14 protein-coding genes and 1 pseudogene are annotated in these 16,979 nt (G+C 68.6%); 3 read left to right on the top strand and 12 right to left on the bottom strand.

Annotated features, from left to right (window positions below; translation table 11 throughout):
• Positions 1 to 12: 12 nt before the first annotated feature.
• From ABZ904_RS21505 to ABZ904_RS21495, 3 genes are all read right to left on the bottom strand, one after another.
• A complete protein-coding gene (locus tag ABZ904_RS21505) occupies positions 13 to 1,173 on the bottom strand; it encodes a LacI family DNA-binding transcriptional regulator (RefSeq protein ID WP_359393637.1) in 1,161 nt (386 codons plus the stop codon).
• Positions 1,174 to 1,517: 344 nt separating this feature from the next.
• Complete coding sequence (locus tag ABZ904_RS21500; protein ID WP_361825070.1) at positions 1,518 to 1,898, bottom strand: hypothetical protein; 381 nt, start codon at positions 1,896 to 1,898, stop codon at positions 1,518 to 1,520.
• 173 nt (positions 1,899 to 2,071) lie between these two features.
• On the bottom strand, positions 2,072 to 2,620 hold the full coding sequence (locus ABZ904_RS21495) for a carboxymuconolactone decarboxylase family protein (RefSeq protein WP_359393633.1): 549 nt from the start codon (positions 2,618 to 2,620) through the stop codon (positions 2,072 to 2,074).
• A gap of 140 nt (positions 2,621 to 2,760) precedes the next feature.
• On the opposite strand from ABZ904_RS21495, the gene ABZ904_RS21490 reads away from it, so the two are divergent.
• Positions 2,761 to 3,390, top strand: a complete 630-nt coding sequence (locus ABZ904_RS21490) for an ABATE domain-containing protein (RefSeq protein WP_359393631.1) — start codon at positions 2,761 to 2,763, stop codon at positions 3,388 to 3,390.
• A gap of 72 nt (positions 3,391 to 3,462) precedes the next feature.
• On the opposite strand, the gene ABZ904_RS21485 is transcribed toward ABZ904_RS21490, so the two are convergent.
• The 3 genes and pseudogenes from ABZ904_RS21485 to ABZ904_RS21475 form a co-directional block, all read right to left on the bottom strand.
• Entirely contained in the window at positions 3,463 to 4,107 is a 645-nt protein-coding gene (locus tag ABZ904_RS21485) for a nitronate monooxygenase (protein ID WP_359393680.1), read from the bottom strand.
• Positions 4,108 to 4,231: 124 nt separating this feature from the next.
• Positions 4,232 to 4,465, bottom strand: a pseudogene (locus tag ABZ904_RS21480) (nitronate monooxygenase); the annotation flags it as partial.
• 323 nt (positions 4,466 to 4,788) lie between these two features.
• Complete coding sequence (locus ABZ904_RS21475) at positions 4,789 to 5,778, bottom strand: DMT family transporter (RefSeq protein ID WP_361825068.1); 990 nt, start codon at positions 5,776 to 5,778, stop codon at positions 4,789 to 4,791.
• Positions 5,779 to 6,072: 294 nt separating this feature from the next.
• Between ABZ904_RS21475 and ABZ904_RS21470 the strand changes: the two genes are divergently transcribed.
• Positions 6,073 to 6,306 carry a hypothetical protein gene (locus tag ABZ904_RS21470; protein WP_361825066.1) on the top strand — a complete coding sequence of 78 codons (234 nt, stop codon included), beginning with the start codon at positions 6,073 to 6,075 and terminating at the stop codon, positions 6,304 to 6,306.
• A gap of 172 nt (positions 6,307 to 6,478) precedes the next feature.
• On the opposite strand, the gene ABZ904_RS21465 is transcribed toward ABZ904_RS21470, so the two are convergent.
• From ABZ904_RS21465 to ABZ904_RS21445, 5 genes are all read right to left on the bottom strand, one after another.
• Positions 6,479 to 7,447 carry a glycosyltransferase family A protein gene (locus ABZ904_RS21465; protein ID WP_359393623.1) on the bottom strand — a complete coding sequence of 323 codons (969 nt, stop codon included), beginning with the start codon at positions 7,445 to 7,447 and terminating at the stop codon, positions 6,479 to 6,481.
• A gap of 160 nt (positions 7,448 to 7,607) precedes the next feature.
• Positions 7,608 to 7,931, bottom strand: coding sequence for a hypothetical protein (locus ABZ904_RS21460; RefSeq protein WP_359393620.1), 324 nt, complete (start codon positions 7,929 to 7,931; stop codon positions 7,608 to 7,610).
• Positions 7,932 to 8,435: 504 nt separating this feature from the next.
• Entirely contained in the window at positions 8,436 to 10,835 is a 2,400-nt protein-coding gene (locus tag ABZ904_RS21455; RefSeq protein WP_361825064.1) for a glycosyltransferase, read from the bottom strand.
• A gap of 205 nt (positions 10,836 to 11,040) precedes the next feature.
• Entirely contained in the window at positions 11,041 to 11,451 is a 411-nt protein-coding gene (locus ABZ904_RS21450; protein ID WP_359393614.1) for an HAD family hydrolase, read from the bottom strand.
• A gap of 199 nt (positions 11,452 to 11,650) precedes the next feature.
• Positions 11,651 to 11,866, bottom strand: coding sequence for a DUF4177 domain-containing protein (locus ABZ904_RS21445; RefSeq protein WP_359393611.1), 216 nt, complete (start codon positions 11,864 to 11,866; stop codon positions 11,651 to 11,653).
• 811 nt (positions 11,867 to 12,677) lie between these two features.
• Here ABZ904_RS21445 and ABZ904_RS21440 point away from each other — a divergent pair.
• Positions 12,678 to 13,697: a GlxA family transcriptional regulator gene (locus ABZ904_RS21440; RefSeq protein WP_359393608.1), complete on the top strand. Its 1,020-nt coding sequence runs from the start codon at positions 12,678 to 12,680 to the stop codon at positions 13,695 to 13,697.
• 233 nt (positions 13,698 to 13,930) lie between these two features.
• Here ABZ904_RS21440 and ABZ904_RS21435 read toward each other — a convergent pair whose 3' ends face one another.
• The gene (locus ABZ904_RS21435) at positions 13,931 to 16,636 is read right to left on the bottom strand and encodes a multifunctional oxoglutarate decarboxylase/oxoglutarate dehydrogenase thiamine pyrophosphate-binding subunit/dihydrolipoyllysine-residue succinyltransferase subunit (RefSeq protein ID WP_361825086.1); all 2,706 of its coding nucleotides are present in this window, start codon (positions 16,634 to 16,636) and stop codon (positions 13,931 to 13,933) included.
• Positions 16,637 to 16,979 lie beyond the last annotated feature (343 nt).

Raw genomic sequence — 16,979 nt, 5'->3', positions numbered from 1 at the left:
CACATCGGGCCGCTACAGACGAAGCGGCTGGGCCGAATCGATGGGTGCCGGCGGGGCCTGTACCGGCGCCGAACTCGCGCGGACGACCAACTCGGGTGCCAGGAGCCGGTGCAGCGGCTTCGCGGGCGGTTCGACGTCCGGACCGGGACTCCGGCCGGTCAGCCGCAGCACCTCCGCCATGACCAGCCGGCCCACCTCCTCGATCGGCTGACGAACGCTCGACAGCTCGAGCGCCGTAGCCGCAGGAGAATCGTCGAAGCCCACCACAGCGATGTCCCGACCGGGATACAGGCCGTGGTCGCGCACCGCGTGGAGCGCCCCCACCGCGAGCGTGTCGGTCGCCGCGACGACGGCGGTCGGTGGGCCAGGCTTGTCCAGGAGTTTCGTCATCAGCCTGGTACCACTCGAGGTCGTGTCGTCGCCCCGTACGTCGAGTCGGTGGCTCCCGGCCAGCAGACCGTGCCGGTCCATGGCCATCAACCAGCCGTGTGCGCGCGCATCGCCGACGCTGGACCCCTCGGGCCACCCCAGGAAGCCGATGCGTCGGTGACCGGCGGCGACCAGGTGGTCGACGGCCGAGGCCGTCCCCGCCGCGTTGTCGACGTCGGCCCAGCTGTAGTGCTCCGTGTCGGCCGCCGTACGCCCGAAGGCCGTGAACGGCACGCCGGCAGCCCTGAGCCGTCCCGGCCGGGGATCGTCCGGCGTCATGTCGTAGAGCACCACACCGCTCACGGCGCCTGCGCGCCAAAGGGCTGTGCACCGCTCTGTCTCCGCGGCGGCGTCCGCAGCCGTGAAGAGCAGCACATGGTGGTCGCACTCCTGCCCCGACTCGGCGAGCGCGTGCAGGAAGCGGTCCTGGATGGCGGCCACCGTCTCCGCGTGCACCGGCAGGATGCGGCAACCGATCATGCGGGGTGAACTCGCTCGCAGGGAGCGCGCCATATGGTTGGGGTGGTAGCCGAGGTCGGCGATGGCCTGGGTGACCCGCTCCCGTGTCTCGGCGCGGACGCGGTCCGGTGCGTTGAGCACGTTGGAGACCGTCTGCCGAGAGACGCCTGCCGCCTCCGCGACGTCCGAAATGGTCACGGACTGCGCAAGCGACCGTACATCGCGGAAACCGGCTGTCACGTTCTCTCCCTCGCCCACGCTGGAGTCCTCATTTTTATCGTTCATATGGGGACTGTCGAGGCCGTACGGGAAGCCTGTGGCTCTGCGCCTGAGCGGCGCCCAGCGGAGGTGTGCGCTTGATCACTTGTGGCTGCCCGCGCCGGACGAGTCGGAGGCTATGGCGTCGCCACCTTGACTGGCTGTGAGGGCGCGCTCGGTGTCGCTGACTTTCTCGACATTGCTATGCACCGCGGAGGCTCCCGGCCCTCACCTGGCCGCCATCCAGCCACTCTGGGCCGAGCGTTGCCAAAGGACCATCGGGCGTCGTCGAGCGACCGCTGTCCCATGGGCGTAGGAGCGACTTGATGGTTCTCCACCGGTTGGGAGCGTCTCCACCCGGTAGGTCAGACCTACGTGCCGCCCGCGGCCGGGGCTGGTTGCGGGGACGGTTTCTCCGGAGGGGGCATGGGCTGGTACCGGTCCTGAGTGGCTACGGCGTTGGCGCTGCCCGAAGGCGTGATGATCAGGTCGCGCTGGTCTGGTGCCGAGTTCGAGGGCTTCGGTGGGGTGAGTACCTCGCGGAGGAGTCCGATGGCCTGGCTGACCTGTGCGCCCGCGGCGTTGGCGGTGAACATGGTGAGCGTCTGCTTGTGGCCGAAGGGGGCGGTGCGCCGCTCGGTGAGCCACAGTGTGTAGTTCTTGCCGGGTTTGAGGCCGGTGGCCGCGACTTGCAGGAGGTCCAAGGCACCGAGCGCGTTGACCGAGACCGTGGCGTGGAGAAGGGTTGTCACTTTCAGGCCTGCAGGGGGGTGACGGCGCTGCGTGGCTGTCGCCTTCTCGATCTGAGGCTTGGGCGAGCGCGGCCTGGGCCACCGATTTCCGGGGACTGCGGAGCCAGGGCCGCGAGGTGGGGCGTGCGGGGCGTCCATGGGCAGGACAGGGGCCGCCCCGCACGGCTGGGGCGTCAGGCGTGCTGGTGCGGCGTGACGAGGGGGTATTCGTTGTCGGTGCCGGCAATGATGTTGAAGTAGTTCGTCAGGATGTTCAGGGCGAGGTTGCCGACGACCTCGGCGATCTCGGCGTCCGTGACACCGGCGGCGCGGGCGGTCTTGAGCGTGGCCTCATCAATGGTGCCGCGGCCTCGGGCGATGGCGTCGGAGAGGGCGAGCACGGCGGCAGCGTGCGGGTCGGTGGACTCTGCGTGGCGGGCACGTTCGATTTCGTCACCTTCGAGCTTGGTGAGGTTCTTGGCCCGGAGGGTGTGGGCGGACAGGCAGTAGGTGCAGCGGTTGTACTCGGCGGTCGCCAGTGCGATGCGTTCGCGGACGGCGGGGTCCAGCACTCCGCCGGCGAGCGCGCCGGACAGTCCCATCCACCCCTTGAGCAGGGCAGGGCTGTTTGCCATCGCCTTGGCCATGTTCGGGACGGAGCCGATGCTCTTCTTGAGATCGGAGAGCAGGGTGGCGGCCTCGCCGGTGGCCTCCGCGGGGTTGATCTGGGGCAGCGTCGACATTACGGGCTCCTTCTGGTGGCATGGACCCAACCTCTAATGGTTGAGTCATCTGTTTGACATTAGGAGCGTGACGCGCAATTCCCTGACTGTCAAATGCATGGCCTGCTGTCCATCCATTAGCCAGTGGTATCGTGGGTGGCATGATGACCGAGCAAGTGCCCACAAGCGCGCCGCTCCTGGGGGAACCGCTGCCGGTCGAGCTGATGAACACCGTCATGGTCGACCGTGGCCGCACTCACGACACCCTCGACAGCGAGGCCGGCGCCGCGGCCTGGCTGCGCGCGGTGGCCGGCCGGCTGGGGGCCGAGGCCGAGATCAGTGCGGACGAGCTCGATGAGAACGTGGTGCGCCCGATGGCCGGAACGCTGCGCACGCTGCGTGACGCGCTGCGACGGCTGGCAGCGGAGGCGACCGAGGATCCGCGCCCTCCGGCTACGGCGCCGGAACTGACGCGGCCGGAGGCGATCACCACGCTCAACACTCTCACTCGAGCGTGGCCCGAGCTCGTCTGGCCGGCTGACGGACAACCGTCACGTGCCTACAGGGGCTCCGGGACGCCCGCGGATCTCGCCGTTCAGCTCATCGCGCACCAGGCCGTCGAACTCTTCACCGGACCGGACCGGAATCGCCTGCGCCCCTGCCTGGCACCGAACTGCGTGCTCTTCTTCATCAAGAACCACGCGCGGCGGGAATGGTGCTCCCCAGCGTGCGGCAACCGCGTGCGCGTCGCCCGCCACTACCGGCGCCACCACCCAGCCGCAGAGAGCTGAGAGATACGCCCTGCGGCAGTGACCGGGCGCGATCTCGGCTGCCGGGATCTCGCAGGGCTCTCGGGTGTGTTGTCAGTGGGGATTCCGGCCGGCGGACGCCTCGCGCAGGTGTGTGGTCGCGTCGGTGGTGAGCCGGCGCATGACCTCTGCGGCGGGTTCGATCCTGGTGATGGCGCCGGCTGCCTGCCCTGCGTAGTGCGGCATTGCGTCCACGTGCCCGGTGGTCGTCCGCGTCGGGCAGACAGGACTGGATGCGGGGACGGGTACGAGGGCGCCGGCCAGCACCGCCTCGCCCGCGATGTCGGTGTCGAGGGCGCGCGCCCGCTCGACCGAGCCCGACAGAACCCGGTGCGGTGCGTCAGGCCACATGACCGAGAACTGGGTGGTCAGTACGGTGTCGGCGGAGGTGGCCCGAATCAGGGCTTGCTGATACTCCGGGTGCGCGTCGGCTTCGGTCGTGGCGACGAACCGTGTCCCGATACGGGCGCCGTCGGCGCCGGCGGCGGGAACGGTGGCGACGGATCTGCCGGTGGCGATGCCACCGGCCGCGACGACAGGGATGTCGACGTGCTCAGTCACTTCGCTGCCCAGTGGCAGCAGGGCCTGGGATCCGCGGACGTGCCCGCCCGCCTCCGCTCCCTGGACGACGACGAAGTCGCACCCCGCGTATGCCGCCTCCCGTGCCTCCTCGACCGAGCCGACCTGCCACGCGGTCAGCGCCCCGCCCGCCTGGACCGACCCGGGCGACCAGACGGGGGGACGGGGGCGCCCAGAAGAATTCGACGACGGACATCCGCTGCGCGGCGATGTCGATGCACGCGTCGTCCTGGAGCAGCGGAAGGATGAAATTGATCCCCACCGGGCGGGTGGTCCGTTGCCGCACCTCCTCCAGCAGCCCGGTGAGGACCTCGGGTGTCGCCGTGGGGAAGGCGACCATGCCGAGTCCGCCGGCCTCGGAGACCGCGGCGGCGAGGTCGACGCCACTGACCCGGCCCATGCCGGCCAGTTGGACGGGCACCGTGCAGCCGACGAGTTCAGTGAAGCGGGTGCGCAGGGCCGGTGGTGCGGTTTCCATGTCTCGATGGAACAGGCCCGGCGCCGGTTGGGGGCGGCTGCGACGCGGTTGTTAGGCCCTACGCCAGGCGCAAGGCGTAGCAGGCCGCAACGGCGCGAGCAGGGACCACGATTCATCTGATCCCGACCGCCCGCGTCGGCAGCGAGCTGTCTGCTCGCCCTGACAGCGCCCGGGCCCTCCTCGACCGGCCCCTGCGGGACACCGACGGAGTTCGGTGATCTACGGAGATGCAGCTTGCTTCGTGTGGATTCCCCGTGTTGTGACGTGACGCTGCCTGGCGAACTCCCTGGACCTGTCTGGCTAGGGCAGGCTCGACACCGTGTTCACCGCGCCCGCCTCGGCTTCCGCCTGCCACCCTGTCCGTCGGCCGACGTGACGCCCCGGGCCGTGGTGACGTACGCGCTGACCAGGATCAGCACGCAGCCCACCAGTTGCAGGGGACTGGGGCGCTCGCCCAGTACGACCGCGCCCAGAGTTACCGCACCGACCGGGGTGAGCAGCAGCAGAACCGCACCGACATGGCTGGCCAGCTTGGGTGAAGCGGCCGCGACCAGCAGCCACCCCACGACCTGGCTGCACGCGGCCACCGCCAGCAGCCAGCCGAGGACCCGCCACCCCGGGGCCGGGTCGAACCCGTACCACAGCAGACCCGCGGCCAGCGAAACCACAGCCGCCGAGGCGACGACCGCTGTGTACACCTGCCGTACCGACCCTTCATGGCCCCCGCGGCGCAGCAGATACAGGAACCCCGAATAGCACACCGCCGCCAGCACCGCGTGGACGGTACCCCGGAGCGGATCGGAACCGACCGTCCCACCCTGCTCGAGCAATCCGCCGGTGAGCCCCACTCCCACCAGCAGCACCGGCAGCCACCAGAGGAAGCGGCGGGGCACCGGTTCCCGGTCGACCGCCCAGGCCAGCAACGGCACCAACACAACCTGCACATTCACCAGCACCGTGGACAGACCCGCCCCGACCTCGCCGATGGCCTGCGTCCACAGCAGCATGTCACCGGCGAACAGCGCCCCCGCGAACAGCGCAAGTCCGTACCGGTGCCGGGGGACAGCGCCTGTACGACGGCGTTCCGCGGCCGCGAGCACGAGCAGCGCCGGCAGGGCCAGGGCACACCGGTAGGATGACGCCGTGCCCGGCGAAGTGTGTGCCAGATCGAGCAGGACGGCCGAGCCCGACACGGACAGCGCCCCGATCGCCATGCTCCACGCCGGATGCCGCGTCACCCGCGGCCCTCGGGCGCGTTCGTCCTTCCGTGCCGCAGTGGCGGGCACCTGCCGACCGCCGGCCGGACGGGACACGATGGATCACTCCTCGGACGCCCGTGGCGTCCCGCGGACTCCTGTGCTGGACGGCACGAGTACCCAGCGAGAGCGGTGGGGAACACCACGGAGTGGCTCCGGACGGTACCGTCCGGCCATACCAGGGGTTCGTGGGTGCCGAGGCCTCGGCCAGGCTCAAGCTGACCAAAGAGGAGGCCACGTTGCAGACACTTTCTCTCAAAGCGGATGGGTCGACCACCGACTCGAGATCGGGACGACCGCGCCGCACCGCCGCCCGGGGGTCAATTGGGCTAGCGGACGGACGCACACCTGTTGGCCTTGTTGTGGGCTGATGGTGGCGATTGCCCCGGCCGCCGTGTCGCGTACTGCCTGGCTGCGATTGCGCTGGTCGTTTCGATCGTCAAGCGCGGCGACGACCAGAAGGGGTACGTGGTGCTGCCCAGGAGGTGGATCATCGAGCGTCTCTTTGCCCACCTGATGCATGCTCGCCGCCTGGTCCGTGGCTTCGAGCTGCGTGGTATCCGCCGCACGTCGCCGTCCTCGTAAGGCCGGCCAGGAGCGTCGGCCTGTCCTCCAGCGTGCGCTGCGAGGCATCCGACAGTCCCGGCGTCCGGCTGGTCTGCGATCGGTGGATGGGTCCCCAGGGCGCGGCGTGCCAGGACGCCTCCGGTACAGGGACGGCGACGTTGACGACGATTCAGGGGAGAGGGGTACCGCGTCACACGGCGGAAGCCGTCGGCGCGGGTTCGGCCTCCTGGGTGGGCGGTTCGGCGGTTCCGTTCTGGTCGGCCAGCGCCTTTTCCAGCCGCCGGATGTGGTAGTACTGCACCCGCGTGGTTCGCTGCAGGGCCATGACCGCGGCAAGGAACTGGTCCATCTCGGTGGCCCGGGTGAGGATGTCGTCGGGCACGTGTTCGTCCCGCAGGCAGGCTTCCGCGTCCTGGCCGAGTACGGCGTGTGCCCAGCCACGAGTGATCGGCTTGAACAGGCCCGGGTGGTTGGCCACGATCCGCGCCCGGATGGCCAGGTCGTTCTCGGCGGCTTCCAGGTGCAGTCCGGTGTCCTTGTTGCGCGCCCCGAAGAGCGGCTCATGGATGTGGTAGGCGTCGAAGCCGTGCTCGGCGCAGCCGATCCAGAAGTCCCAGTCTTCTCCAGCCCGCATGCTCTCGTCGTACCCGCCCACGGTCTGCCACGCTTCACGGCGGTACAGCGAGCAGTAGAACATGATCAGTCGCTGGAGCAGCAACTCTCTGCTGTAGGCGGGCAGGGGCATCACCTGCGGGGGCAGATCGTCGTCGGTGAAGGTGAACACATCGGTCGATGCGATGGTGATGCCGGGATCGCCGTCCAGTACCGCGACGGTCCTCCCCAGCATCGTGGCCGCGATCACGTCGTCGGCGTCCAGGGGAAGGATGTAGCGGCCGGCACTGGCCTCGATTCCGGCATTGCGCGCGGCGGAGACCCCGGCGTTGGCCTGTTGGAGCAGTCTGATGCTCCGGTCGGGGTGGCGGGCGATCAGGCCCTGGGTCACCTCGGCGGTGTCGTCGGTACTGCCGTCGTCGACGATGACGAGTTCCCAGTCGCGGAACGTCTGGGCGAGGACGCTGGACACTGCCTGGGGCAGATAGCGGGCGTAGTTGTGGCACGGGATGACCACCGAAACCACGGGGTCGGATCTGTGAGGCATGCGCCGTCTTTCGTTTCGGAAGGGAACGGGACGGGAGGAGGATCCAGCGGGCACGGGTCGCAGGATGGTGCGTTGTCATGCGTCTGCGACCCCCGGGGAACCCCTGTTCGGGGGCCATGTCCCGGGAGACCCGCCGGATCACCTACCGGGTGGGGCGCTGTCAGTCCCAGTCGTCGTAGTCGTAGTCGTGGTGGTGTGAATGATGATGGCCGTAGTGGCAGAAGGTCACATTGCTCATGTGCGAGCAGCAATGGTGGCCGTAGTGCGAGATGGTGACGTTGCCCATGGGGGTGCAGGGGTGCGCGGAGCTTGAGATGAGGGCGACGTCGCCGCTTGTCGGCTGCTGTTGGTACCCGGACGGTGCGGACGCCGCGAGAGGGTCCGCATTGAGGGCGGCGGCATAGGCCGCCTCCGCGGTGTTGAGGAGTCCGGCGGTTGCCAGTGCAGCAGGGAGGGCCAGGGAGGATATGACACGAGCTTTCACGGTGGGCCTTCTTTCGAGGTAGGGGGCTGCCCTCATGCCGCGGTGAACTGCTCCGCAGGGGCAGTGGCGTCACCGTAAAATTGGCTACCCAGCGTGTCAAAGCGGTTACTCCTGTTAGCGGTCACGCCGTGATTCCCCACGATTCGCCTGATCGGCATCACCCAATTCCCGATCTGGGCCGAGGTCGTGACGGGCCGCCCGATGCCCGGGTGTCCGGCTCTTGCGGTCGGTCACGAGCTCCCTCGGCGGGCTCCGGGCGGACCTGACGGCTGCTCTGGGCCGGGCTGACGAGCTCGAGGACAGTCCGGCCACCGGCGGCCCAGGAACGCTCGGTGCCGTGGGGACGTCGACGTACGGTCACCGTTTTGCTCTCCACGGTGGTCTCGGCGCCGCTGTCCTCTGGCCCATGGCGTGACGTTCGGGATGGCTCACTTGAGGGAGTGTCGACAAGCCCCGTGTTGTGGGGCGACGGACCGGCGCTTGGGTATCGATCCCCCCGGAGGATCAGGACGGTGACACGGCCTCGATGTCCGCTGGATCGGGGACATGGTGCGGATGCAGCACTTCCAGGTCGGGCAGCGCCCAGCAGGCGGTCCCCATGTCCCGGGCCATCGCGGCGAGACCCTCGGTCTCGATGAGGCGCCGGTACGGGAAGGAGGGGAAGTTCAGGCCGTCACGGTGGAGGTCCGCGCGTACCAGCAATGCGGTGCCGCCGACCGAGTCCACGCGGAGGAGCCCTTGCCCGCGCAACTCGTCGAGGTACGTTCGGCCGAATCCTCTGGGGGGCTGCAGAATGCCGTCGCGCAGCCACTGGGACCAGTTGAGCGTGCCGGCTCTGGGGTGAAGGACGAAGGTGTTGAGGTCGTACGTGGGTCCACCGGTCGTGGTGACACAGTGCGGGGCGACGATGTCCTTGCGCGCCCCGAGCAGGTGCTGGAGGAGGTCCGCCGGGTAGCCGGTGACATCGGCATCGAGCCACAGCACCCACTCCTCGTCGGCGAGGGCCCGGGAGAGCAGATGGTTGCGCACCCTGGCCAGCACCGACCGACGCCGGAGCTGGACGCAGGGCTCCCAACGGGGGCCCGCCAACTGGAGGCCGAAGTCACGCTGTACGAGGGTGACCCTCCGGTACTCCGCCTGGAGGCTCGGCACCACCTGTTGGAGCAGTTCGGGCGTCGTGTCCTTGCTGTCGCCCTCCAGCAGGCCCAGTGAGATCGCCTCGCGCGGGTAGTCAAGGGCGCGGAGGTTGTCCAGGTAGCCGGGCAGGAACGCGGTCGCGTCCTTGAGGGGGGTGAGGACCAGCACCAGGGGCCGCTCACTCGCCGGGCCAGGGGCGGACTCGGCCGTCGTCTGCGCTCTGCGCGCGGAGGCTCGGGCGGCGCGATCGGTCTCAGCCTGGGCGATCTCCTGGGGCTCGATCGGCAGGCGGGTCGCCATGGCCAGCAACCGCTCGATGTAAGCGCCGCGTTCGACCCAGATCTCGGTCGCCACTTCGAAGTGCTCTTCGAAATGTGACTCGTTGAACGTATTACCACCGTGACACACATACGTGTACAGCTCGGGTGCGTCGACCGATACGACCCGACAGGTGCTCACCACCTCTTCGGCTACTGGGGTGTCCTCGCCCCTGCGTTGCGCCGGGTAGCGCGGGAGCCGTTCCTTGGCGCACACCATCGACCCTTCCCAGACGCGCGCGCAGGAGATGGCCAGCTTGTGGCGAGCGGGCCACCACAGCCGCTCACGGGCGAGGAAGCAGGCCTCGGCGCCGAGTGCGAGAATCGCCGCCATCTGTGTCTCGACCCGCTCCGGGTCGTACAGGTCGTCGTCGTCCCACTGGCAAACGTAGGCTCCGGTGGCCCGGTCCACCGCCTCATTGCGCAGCTCGCCCAACGGACGCCCTTCCGGGGGAAGCCGGTGATGGCGGATCCGCGAGTCGCTCAGCTCGCGGATGTGCTGCTCAAGGGTGTCGTCCGTGCCGTCCTCCACGACGACCAGTTCCAGGTTCGAATAGGTCTGCGCACGGAAGCAGCTGATCGCGCGGCGGGCCGTCGACGAGCGGTCCTTGGTCACCATCAGGCATGACACGGTCGGTGCGGGCGCGCCCGAGGCCCAGCGGCGGCGCTGTGCGTCAAGGCTGAGCAGACCGTCGGCGAGCGGTTGCAGCTCCTGGCTCGCCCAGAACGGGACCCTTTTGCCGGTTGAAGTCCGCGGCGCTGCGGGGACGTCGCGCACCCAGCTGCCAGACCAGTGGTGCACGGCGTACGCACGCTCGTAGTCGGCCTTCTGAGGGCCGAACAGTTCTGTTGTGTACGGGCTCACCTTGGGGTACAGGACCTCCGGGCCGAGGACCGTGATCGAGTCAGCCTCCGGGGTGCTGTCGATCGCGCGGGTGAGGAAGAAGGGGCCTGTGACGTCGAGAGGGTCGGGCAGCTTGTGGGCACCGACCAACTGCCGGTGGACATGGGCCCAGAAAGGGTGGCCCGGCCGTGATGCGATGAACGCGTTGCCGACGATGCGGCCGAATCCGCGCCGGCGCGCCAGCAAGAGCCGTGTGTGTACCTCCGGCTCGCAGCCGAGGACGAGCTCCTGCCCGTCAAGGATTCCGTCGACCGGGCTCAGGCACTCGAAGTCCAGATCCACGTAGAGCCCGCCGAAGTGGTCGAGCAGGAAATAGCGGATTGCGTCGGCCCGCATGATTGCTTCTGGATAGCCGTCGTAGACCGGCAGGAACCATGGGTAGTGCTCCTGGAGGAACGCCCGATTGTCGGCGTCGGTCCACAGGCGGTATCCCCAGTCAGGGTGGTGCAGACGCCAAGAGTCAGCCCACTTCCTCCATTTCGGGGGTACATCGGTGTCTTTCCAGGTTTGATGGATCAAGGTGGGAATCTGCTTCTGCAACCGCATTCACACAGTCTGCCGAGCTGCTTGGCCGAGACGATTTCCGGTCGGGCCAGTCGGCAGGACATTCACCCGGGCGGCCCTTCCTGGGGCAGACATGCGCCAACGGGAGACGTTCTACGGCCTGGGCATGGTTCGAAACGGCTCAGGCGGCGCTGGGAGCTGTGGCGCCGAGGACGTGGTCTGACGTACTGACTCGGCGGCGCGTGTCCTATGGTCGGAACCGCTTGATCAGCTGGTCGGCGATGGCATCGAGGTCCTGCCCGACGTAGTCCGGCTGGGGGCCGACGTCGAGTGGCGCGTTGCCCTCGCGCAGGATGAGCGCGGCCTGCCAGCCGACGGCGACAGCGCCGATGGTGTCCCAGACATGGCAGGCGATCAGACAGATGTCGCCGGGGTCGACGTCGAGCGCGGCGGCCATCGATCGGTAACCCTCAGGCGCTGGTCTGTCGCGTCGCACGGTTTCGCCGACGCTGAAGCGGCGCTCGAACAGGTCGATGATGCCTGCCCTCTCCAACTGCCGCCCTGAGATCCCCAGCGTGTTGTCGGTGAATGTGAACAGCCGGAAGCCCTGATCGCGGAGCCGACGCAGTGCCGCGGGGACTTCGGGGTGGGGCGGCATAGTGGCGAACCGGTCGGTCAGCGTGCCCCAGTCCGCCGACGATTGGTCGTGCGGATCACGTGCCGTCGCCGACCCGTGCAGTCAGGCCTGCCCCGTCCGACCGGTGCCCGTCACAGGCCGCGACACCAGGCGCATCCGTGCGATCAAGCCTGCGCCGGCGTGGCAGCCGTGCTCCAGGACGGACGGGGCCTCGCAACCGCTACTGGCGCGGCCGTTCGAAGGTGAGGAGCAGGCCCTCGACCGCGCCCGGCCCGATGCGGCCCTTGACGTCGGCGGAGGTTATCGCCTTCAGCCCCCAGCCGTCCTCGGCGTGCTTGTTGAGAACTTTCTCCAGCTTGTCGCTGTCCAGGGCGTCGCCGATGAGCGACTCGCGGAAGGTGACGACCTTGTACTCGTATGTGTAGGCGACGCTCATGGCTGCGGGTTCTCCCGGGGGTTGGCGCTGCGTTTTCCGGAGCCAGTCAATCATCGTTCGACGCTGAACGGGCCGGGAGGTGCCGACCGGCCAGAGGCGCGAGCTGCGTTGTTCCCCCGGTTCCTGGACGGATGTCAGGTCTGACACATCACCAGGTACTCCCGGCCTGCGCCGGCACTGGCCCGCTCGCTCAGGTCGGCAGGCTTCTCTCGTCGAGCGACCGTCTACTGATAGCCGACCGTCGTTTGCACAGGGAGGCGATAGCGCCGCTGGCGCTCGCGGCGCAGCCGATAACACGCTTCTTCGGGGTGCCATGTACGGAGGAGCAGCTGCATGCCACTCCTGAAGAGCGGACTGGAAGGTTTTGCCTACCAGCAGGGAGTGCGCCGGTCGTGGCACGGGTCCTGGTGACAGGCACATGATAGGCACCGGGAACTCCGGTGAACGGGCTCCGGGCGTCAGCTGTGATCGGCTGTCTGACCCGCGCTGGGGCTCTCGCACCCCGGCCCCTCAAGGAGCTGGACACGGCCCTTGGGCGCGGATCGTGCAGCCCGCGGCATATGTGGTGGGGCGGCACGTCTGCCGGGGCAGGCGCCCGGTAGGGGAGGCCGGCTCGACGGGTCGGCACCTTGTGGGGGGCCCACCCCACATCCGTCGTTGCGTAGGAGCTTGCTATGAACGGGGCGCTCTTCATCACCGGCGCCGGCAGACCGGGCCGCGACCCAAGCGCCGGCCCTCTCGAGGCACTGATCGGCGGCGGCACGCTGAGGAACCTGCCGTGTCCACACCCCGCACGGCCCGGAGGTCTCCGATGAACCGCAACCGACCCGGAACGGGCACACTCACCGTGACCGTGTTCGTCTTCCCGGGGGTGCGGCTGCTCGATGTGACCGGCCCCATCGAGGTGTTCGACTCGGCGAACGAGTTCGGCGGGCGCTATCGGGTGCAGATCGCGTCCGAGGACGGGGCGGAAGTGGTCACCTCTGCCGGGACCCGCATCAGCGCCGACCTTGCTGCCGATGAGGTACGTGAGCCGTGCGACGTTTTGCTGATCCCGGGCGGTCCCGAATGGGAAACGCTGATCAAGGACGACGCGCTCCTGGACGTGGTCCGGCGACTGCATGAGAAGGCCCACTGCACGGCATCGGTATGCACGGGAGCGTTTCTGCTGGCGGCGGCCGGACTTCTCGATGGGCGTCGCGCCGCGACGCACTGGCGGCACACACGCCAACTGGGCCTTCGCTTTCCGTCCGTGCGGGTCCAACCGGACGCCCTCTTCGTGCGGGACGGGCAGATGATGACCTCGGCAGGTGTCAGCGCCGGTATCGACCTGTCCTTGGCACTCGTCGAAGATCATTACGGTGCGCAGGTCGCTCGAGCGGTCGCCAAGGACATGGTCGTCTTCATGCAGCGACCGGGGGGCCAGTCCCAGTTCAGCGTCCGCTCCCGGGCGCCGCACCCCCGCCAGGAGGTGCTGCGTCGAGTCCTGGACGCGGTCGCGGAGGACCCCGGTGGCAACCACACACTGTCGGCGATGGCACGCAGGGCGGGCGTGAGCGTCCGTCACGTGACCCGCCTCTTCTACGAAGAGGTAGGGACGACTCCGGCCCGGTATGTGGAGCAGGTCAGGCTGGAAGCCGCCCAGGTGCTGCTGGAGACGGGTGATGACTCCATGCGGGTGGTAGCGCGGCGCACGGGGTTCGGCTCGCCTGAGTCGCTGCGCAGAGCGTTCGTACGGCACCTGGGGGTGACGCCTGGCGCGTTCCGGGCCAGTTTCCGGACGACTGGCGTGGGCACGAAGGATTCGGTGTCCGACCCGGTCTGCCCGTAGCCGAGGCGCCACGGGCCATTGATGGTGAGGGCGCTGGTGTTTTCCCATGGTGCGGCTCCCCTCAGCCGGCAGCGCCCCCGTCCCGGCGCCATGCCGGCACGGGGAAGCTGACAGTCCAGGCCCCGGGCCCCATGCGAGCGGACACCCTGGGATCCGGTCCGAGGAGGGGTGTCCCCAGCAGCAGGGTGCGCGCCATACAAGAGGCGTCGTCCGGGCCGTGGCGGGCGGCAGGGTCAGCGGAAGGCGGATGCCACGAGATCCTTCTGCTCGCCGGCATGCCGCCGGGCGGAGCCCACGGCGGGGGCCGGTGCCTGCGGTCGGCTGATGCATCCGATCGGACGGTTCGCCGGCCGGTGCAGGTGCGGCCTCACGAAGGACCAGGCTCCTTGGTTCTCCGGCTCCTCCTGCACCCAGCGCACCTCGGCGTCGGAGGGGAAGCGGGAGAGCTCCGCGCTGAACTCGTGCTCGGGGAACGGGTAGAGGCGCTCCAGGCGGACGATCGCGGTGTCCGACAGGTCGCAGCTTCGCCGGTAGGCGTCCAGGTCGTAGAAGACCTTGCCCGAGCACACCAGCACGCGCCGGATCCGGGCGGCATCGGTCGTCTCATCCGGTATGACGGGGCGGAACGTGCCCGTGGTGAGCTCCGGCAGCGCGGAGGTGGCCGCCTTCAACCGCAGCATCGACTTCGGAGTGAAGACGACCAGTGGCCTGCTGCGTTCGCTGAGCGCTTGCTGCCGGAGCAGATGGAAGTAGTTGCCCGGAACGGTGGGCATGGCGACGGTCATGTTCCCCTGCGCGCACAGTTGGAGGAGTCGCTCGATCCTGCCGGAGGAGTGGTCAGGTCCCTGCCCCTCCAAGCCGTGCGGGAGCAGCAGTGTGACCCCGGAGCGCTGCCCCCATTTCTGTTCGGATGACGCGATGTACTCGTCGATGACCATCTGGGCGCCGTTGGCGAAGTCACCGAACTGGGCCTCCCACAGCACCAGAGCATCGGGCCGTGCCAGGGAGTAGCCGTATTCGAAGGCGAGCGCTGCCAGTTCGGACAACATCGAGTCGTAGGGCGCGAAGTCGGCGGCGTGCGAGCCGAGGGTGTTCAGCGGCGTGTGCTCCACGCCGGTGCGACGGTCGGTGAGCACCGCGTGCCGTTGGCCGAACGTGCCGCGACGGGAGTCCTGCCCGGCCAGCCGCACCGCCACCCCGTCCAGCAGCAGCGAGCCGATGGCGAGCGTTTCTGCGGTGGCCCAGTCGATCGTTCCCGCATCCAGCATCGTGGTACGCCGGTGCAGCTGGGGTAGCACGCGCGGGTGCACTGTGAAGCCTGGTGGCAGATGGGTCTGGGACGCGATGACGTGCCGGGCGGTCGCCTCCGTGATCGCGGTGGTCACCTGAGGGGTGGGCCCGTCCTCGTGAAGGACGGGCTTGGGGGAGTGGGGCACCGGCAACGCCCGGGTCTCGACGAAGGCCCGCTCAAGGCGTTCCCGGTAGTCCCGGAGTGCGCCTTCCACTTGCCGCTCGCCGATGTGCCCCCGGGTGACCAGCGCCTGGGCGTACAGCTTGCGCACCGAAGGCCTCACGTCGATCCGGTCGTACATCGCCGGCTGCGTGATGGAGGGGTCGTCGACTTCGCTGTGCCCGTGACGCCGGTAACAGATCAGATCGACGACGACGTCCTTGTGGAACGCCTGACGGTAGTCGAATGCCAACCGCGCGATGCGGACGACAGCCTCGGGGTCGTCCCCGTTGACATGGAAGACCGGGGCCTCGATCGTCCGTGCCACATCGGTGGCGTAGGTGCTCGAACGGCCACTGGTGGGCGAGGTCGTGAAGCCGAGCTGGTTGTTGACGACGATGTGGACCGTCCCGCCAGTGCGGTAGCCGGGCAGCTGCGACATGTTCAGCGTCTCGCAGACCACGCCCTGGCCGGCGAACGCGGCATCGCCGTGGACGACGATCGGCAGGACGGGGAAGACGTCGCCCTTGAGTGCGGCCTCGTCCTGCTTGCCCCGCACGACTCCCTGGGCCACCGGTCCGACGATCTCCAGATGCGAGGGGTTCGCCACGACGGAGACGGCGATCGTCCCGCCGTCCAGAGCGCGGTATGTGCCTTCCGCACCGAGGTGGTACTTCACATCGCCGGATCCTTGGACCGACCGAATGTCCGTCGCGTCCTCGAACTCACGGAAGATCTCCGCATAGGACTTGCCGACGATGTTGGCCAGAACATTGAGCCGGCCCCGGTGCGCCATACCGACGACCGCTTCCCCCACCCCGTGCCTGATGGCGCACAGCAGGAGGGCGTCGAGCAGCACGATCGTGGACTCGCCGCCTTCGAGCGAATACCGCTTCTGGCCCACGTATTTGGTGTGCAGGAACGTCTCGAAGGCTTCCGCCGCGCCCAACCGGTAGAGGATCTGCAATTGTTCGGCGCGATCCGGCCGGGGGAGAGGCGATTCGATCCGCTGCTGGATCCACCGACGTTCTTGGGAGCTTTGGATGTGCATGTACTGAGTGCCCACGGTCCGGCAGTAGGACTCCTGCAGCACCTTCAGAACCTCGCGCAACGTCATGGTGACCTGTCCGGCGAAGTCGTCGACGACGTATGTTCTTTCCAGGTCCTCGTCCCGGAGCCCGAATGCCGGGAGGTCGAGCTCCGGGTGTGCTGCCCCGTGTTGGGCCTTGAGCGGGTCGGTGTCGGCCGCCAGGTGTCCGCGCACTCGATAGGCGTGGATGAGCGCGGCAACGCGGACCGCCTTGACCGTCGCCTCGTCCGTGTCGTGCGCAGCCGTCGTGCCGTTGCGCGCCGGCCGACCGGCCTCGGGAGGCGGAGTGGCGAAGAGGTCCCTCCAGGTCTGGTCGACCGAGCCCGGGTCCTGTAGATATCGCTCGTACTGTTCGTCCACGAGCCATTCGTTGAGGCCGAATTCCCGCCCATAAAGCACCGGCTCACCGGCGTGTGATCGCGACGCCACGGTGTGGATCGCCTTCTTTCCTTTTTCAGAACGACCGACGGCGGACACGGTCGGCCTGGTGGGCCATCCCCGCCCAAGGGGCGCCGATTCCGATCGCGTCCGCTTTGGAGAAGAAACCCTCCGACCGTGTCGCACGAGCGAGGCTATGCCGGCGTGGGGCGTCAGAAAGACACGTCAATGTGCCATAACGGCGGCACATGTGGACATCGCCTCAAGGCAGACGGCCGCCGCGTGGAATGCTGCCGGCGTACAGCCGAAGCCGGGATTTCGGTAACCGCGCGTCCCGATCCGAGGGCGTGGCATCCACGCGGGC

It is taken from the genome of Streptomyces sp. NPDC046900 (assembly GCF_040644975.1).
GTDB lineage: Bacteria > Actinomycetota > Actinomycetes > Streptomycetales > Streptomycetaceae > Streptomyces.
Note: the sequence above shows the minus strand (reverse complement) of the source record. Positions and strands in the feature narration are given on the sequence as shown.

Bases quoted from the DNA above. Each gene is read 5' to 3' on its own strand.
- ABZ904_RS21505 (WP_359393637.1), bottom strand. From the start codon at position 1,173: ATGAACGATAAAAATGAGGACTCCAGCGTGGGCGAGGGAGAGAACGTG.
- ABZ904_RS21495 (WP_359393633.1), bottom strand. From the start codon at position 2,620: ATGTCGACGCTGCCCCAGATCAACCCCGCGGAGGCCACCGGCGAGGCC.
- ABZ904_RS21490 (WP_359393631.1), top strand. From the start codon at position 2,761: ATGATGACCGAGCAAGTGCCCACAAGCGCGCCGCTCCTGGGGGAACCG.
- ABZ904_RS21465 (WP_359393623.1), bottom strand. From the start codon at position 7,447: ATGCCTCACAGATCCGACCCCGTGGTTTCGGTGGTCATCCCGTGCCAC.
- ABZ904_RS21455 (WP_361825064.1), bottom strand. From the start codon at position 10,835: ATGCGGTTGCAGAAGCAGATTCCCACCTTGATCCATCAAACCTGGAAA.
- ABZ904_RS21450 (WP_359393614.1), bottom strand. From the start codon at position 11,451: ATGCCGCCCCACCCCGAAGTCCCCGCGGCACTGCGTCGGCTCCGCGAT.
- ABZ904_RS21445 (WP_359393611.1), bottom strand. From the start codon at position 11,866: ATGAGCGTCGCCTACACATACGAGTACAAGGTCGTCACCTTCCGCGAG.
- ABZ904_RS21440 (WP_359393608.1), top strand. From the start codon at position 12,678: ATGAACCGCAACCGACCCGGAACGGGCACACTCACCGTGACCGTGTTC.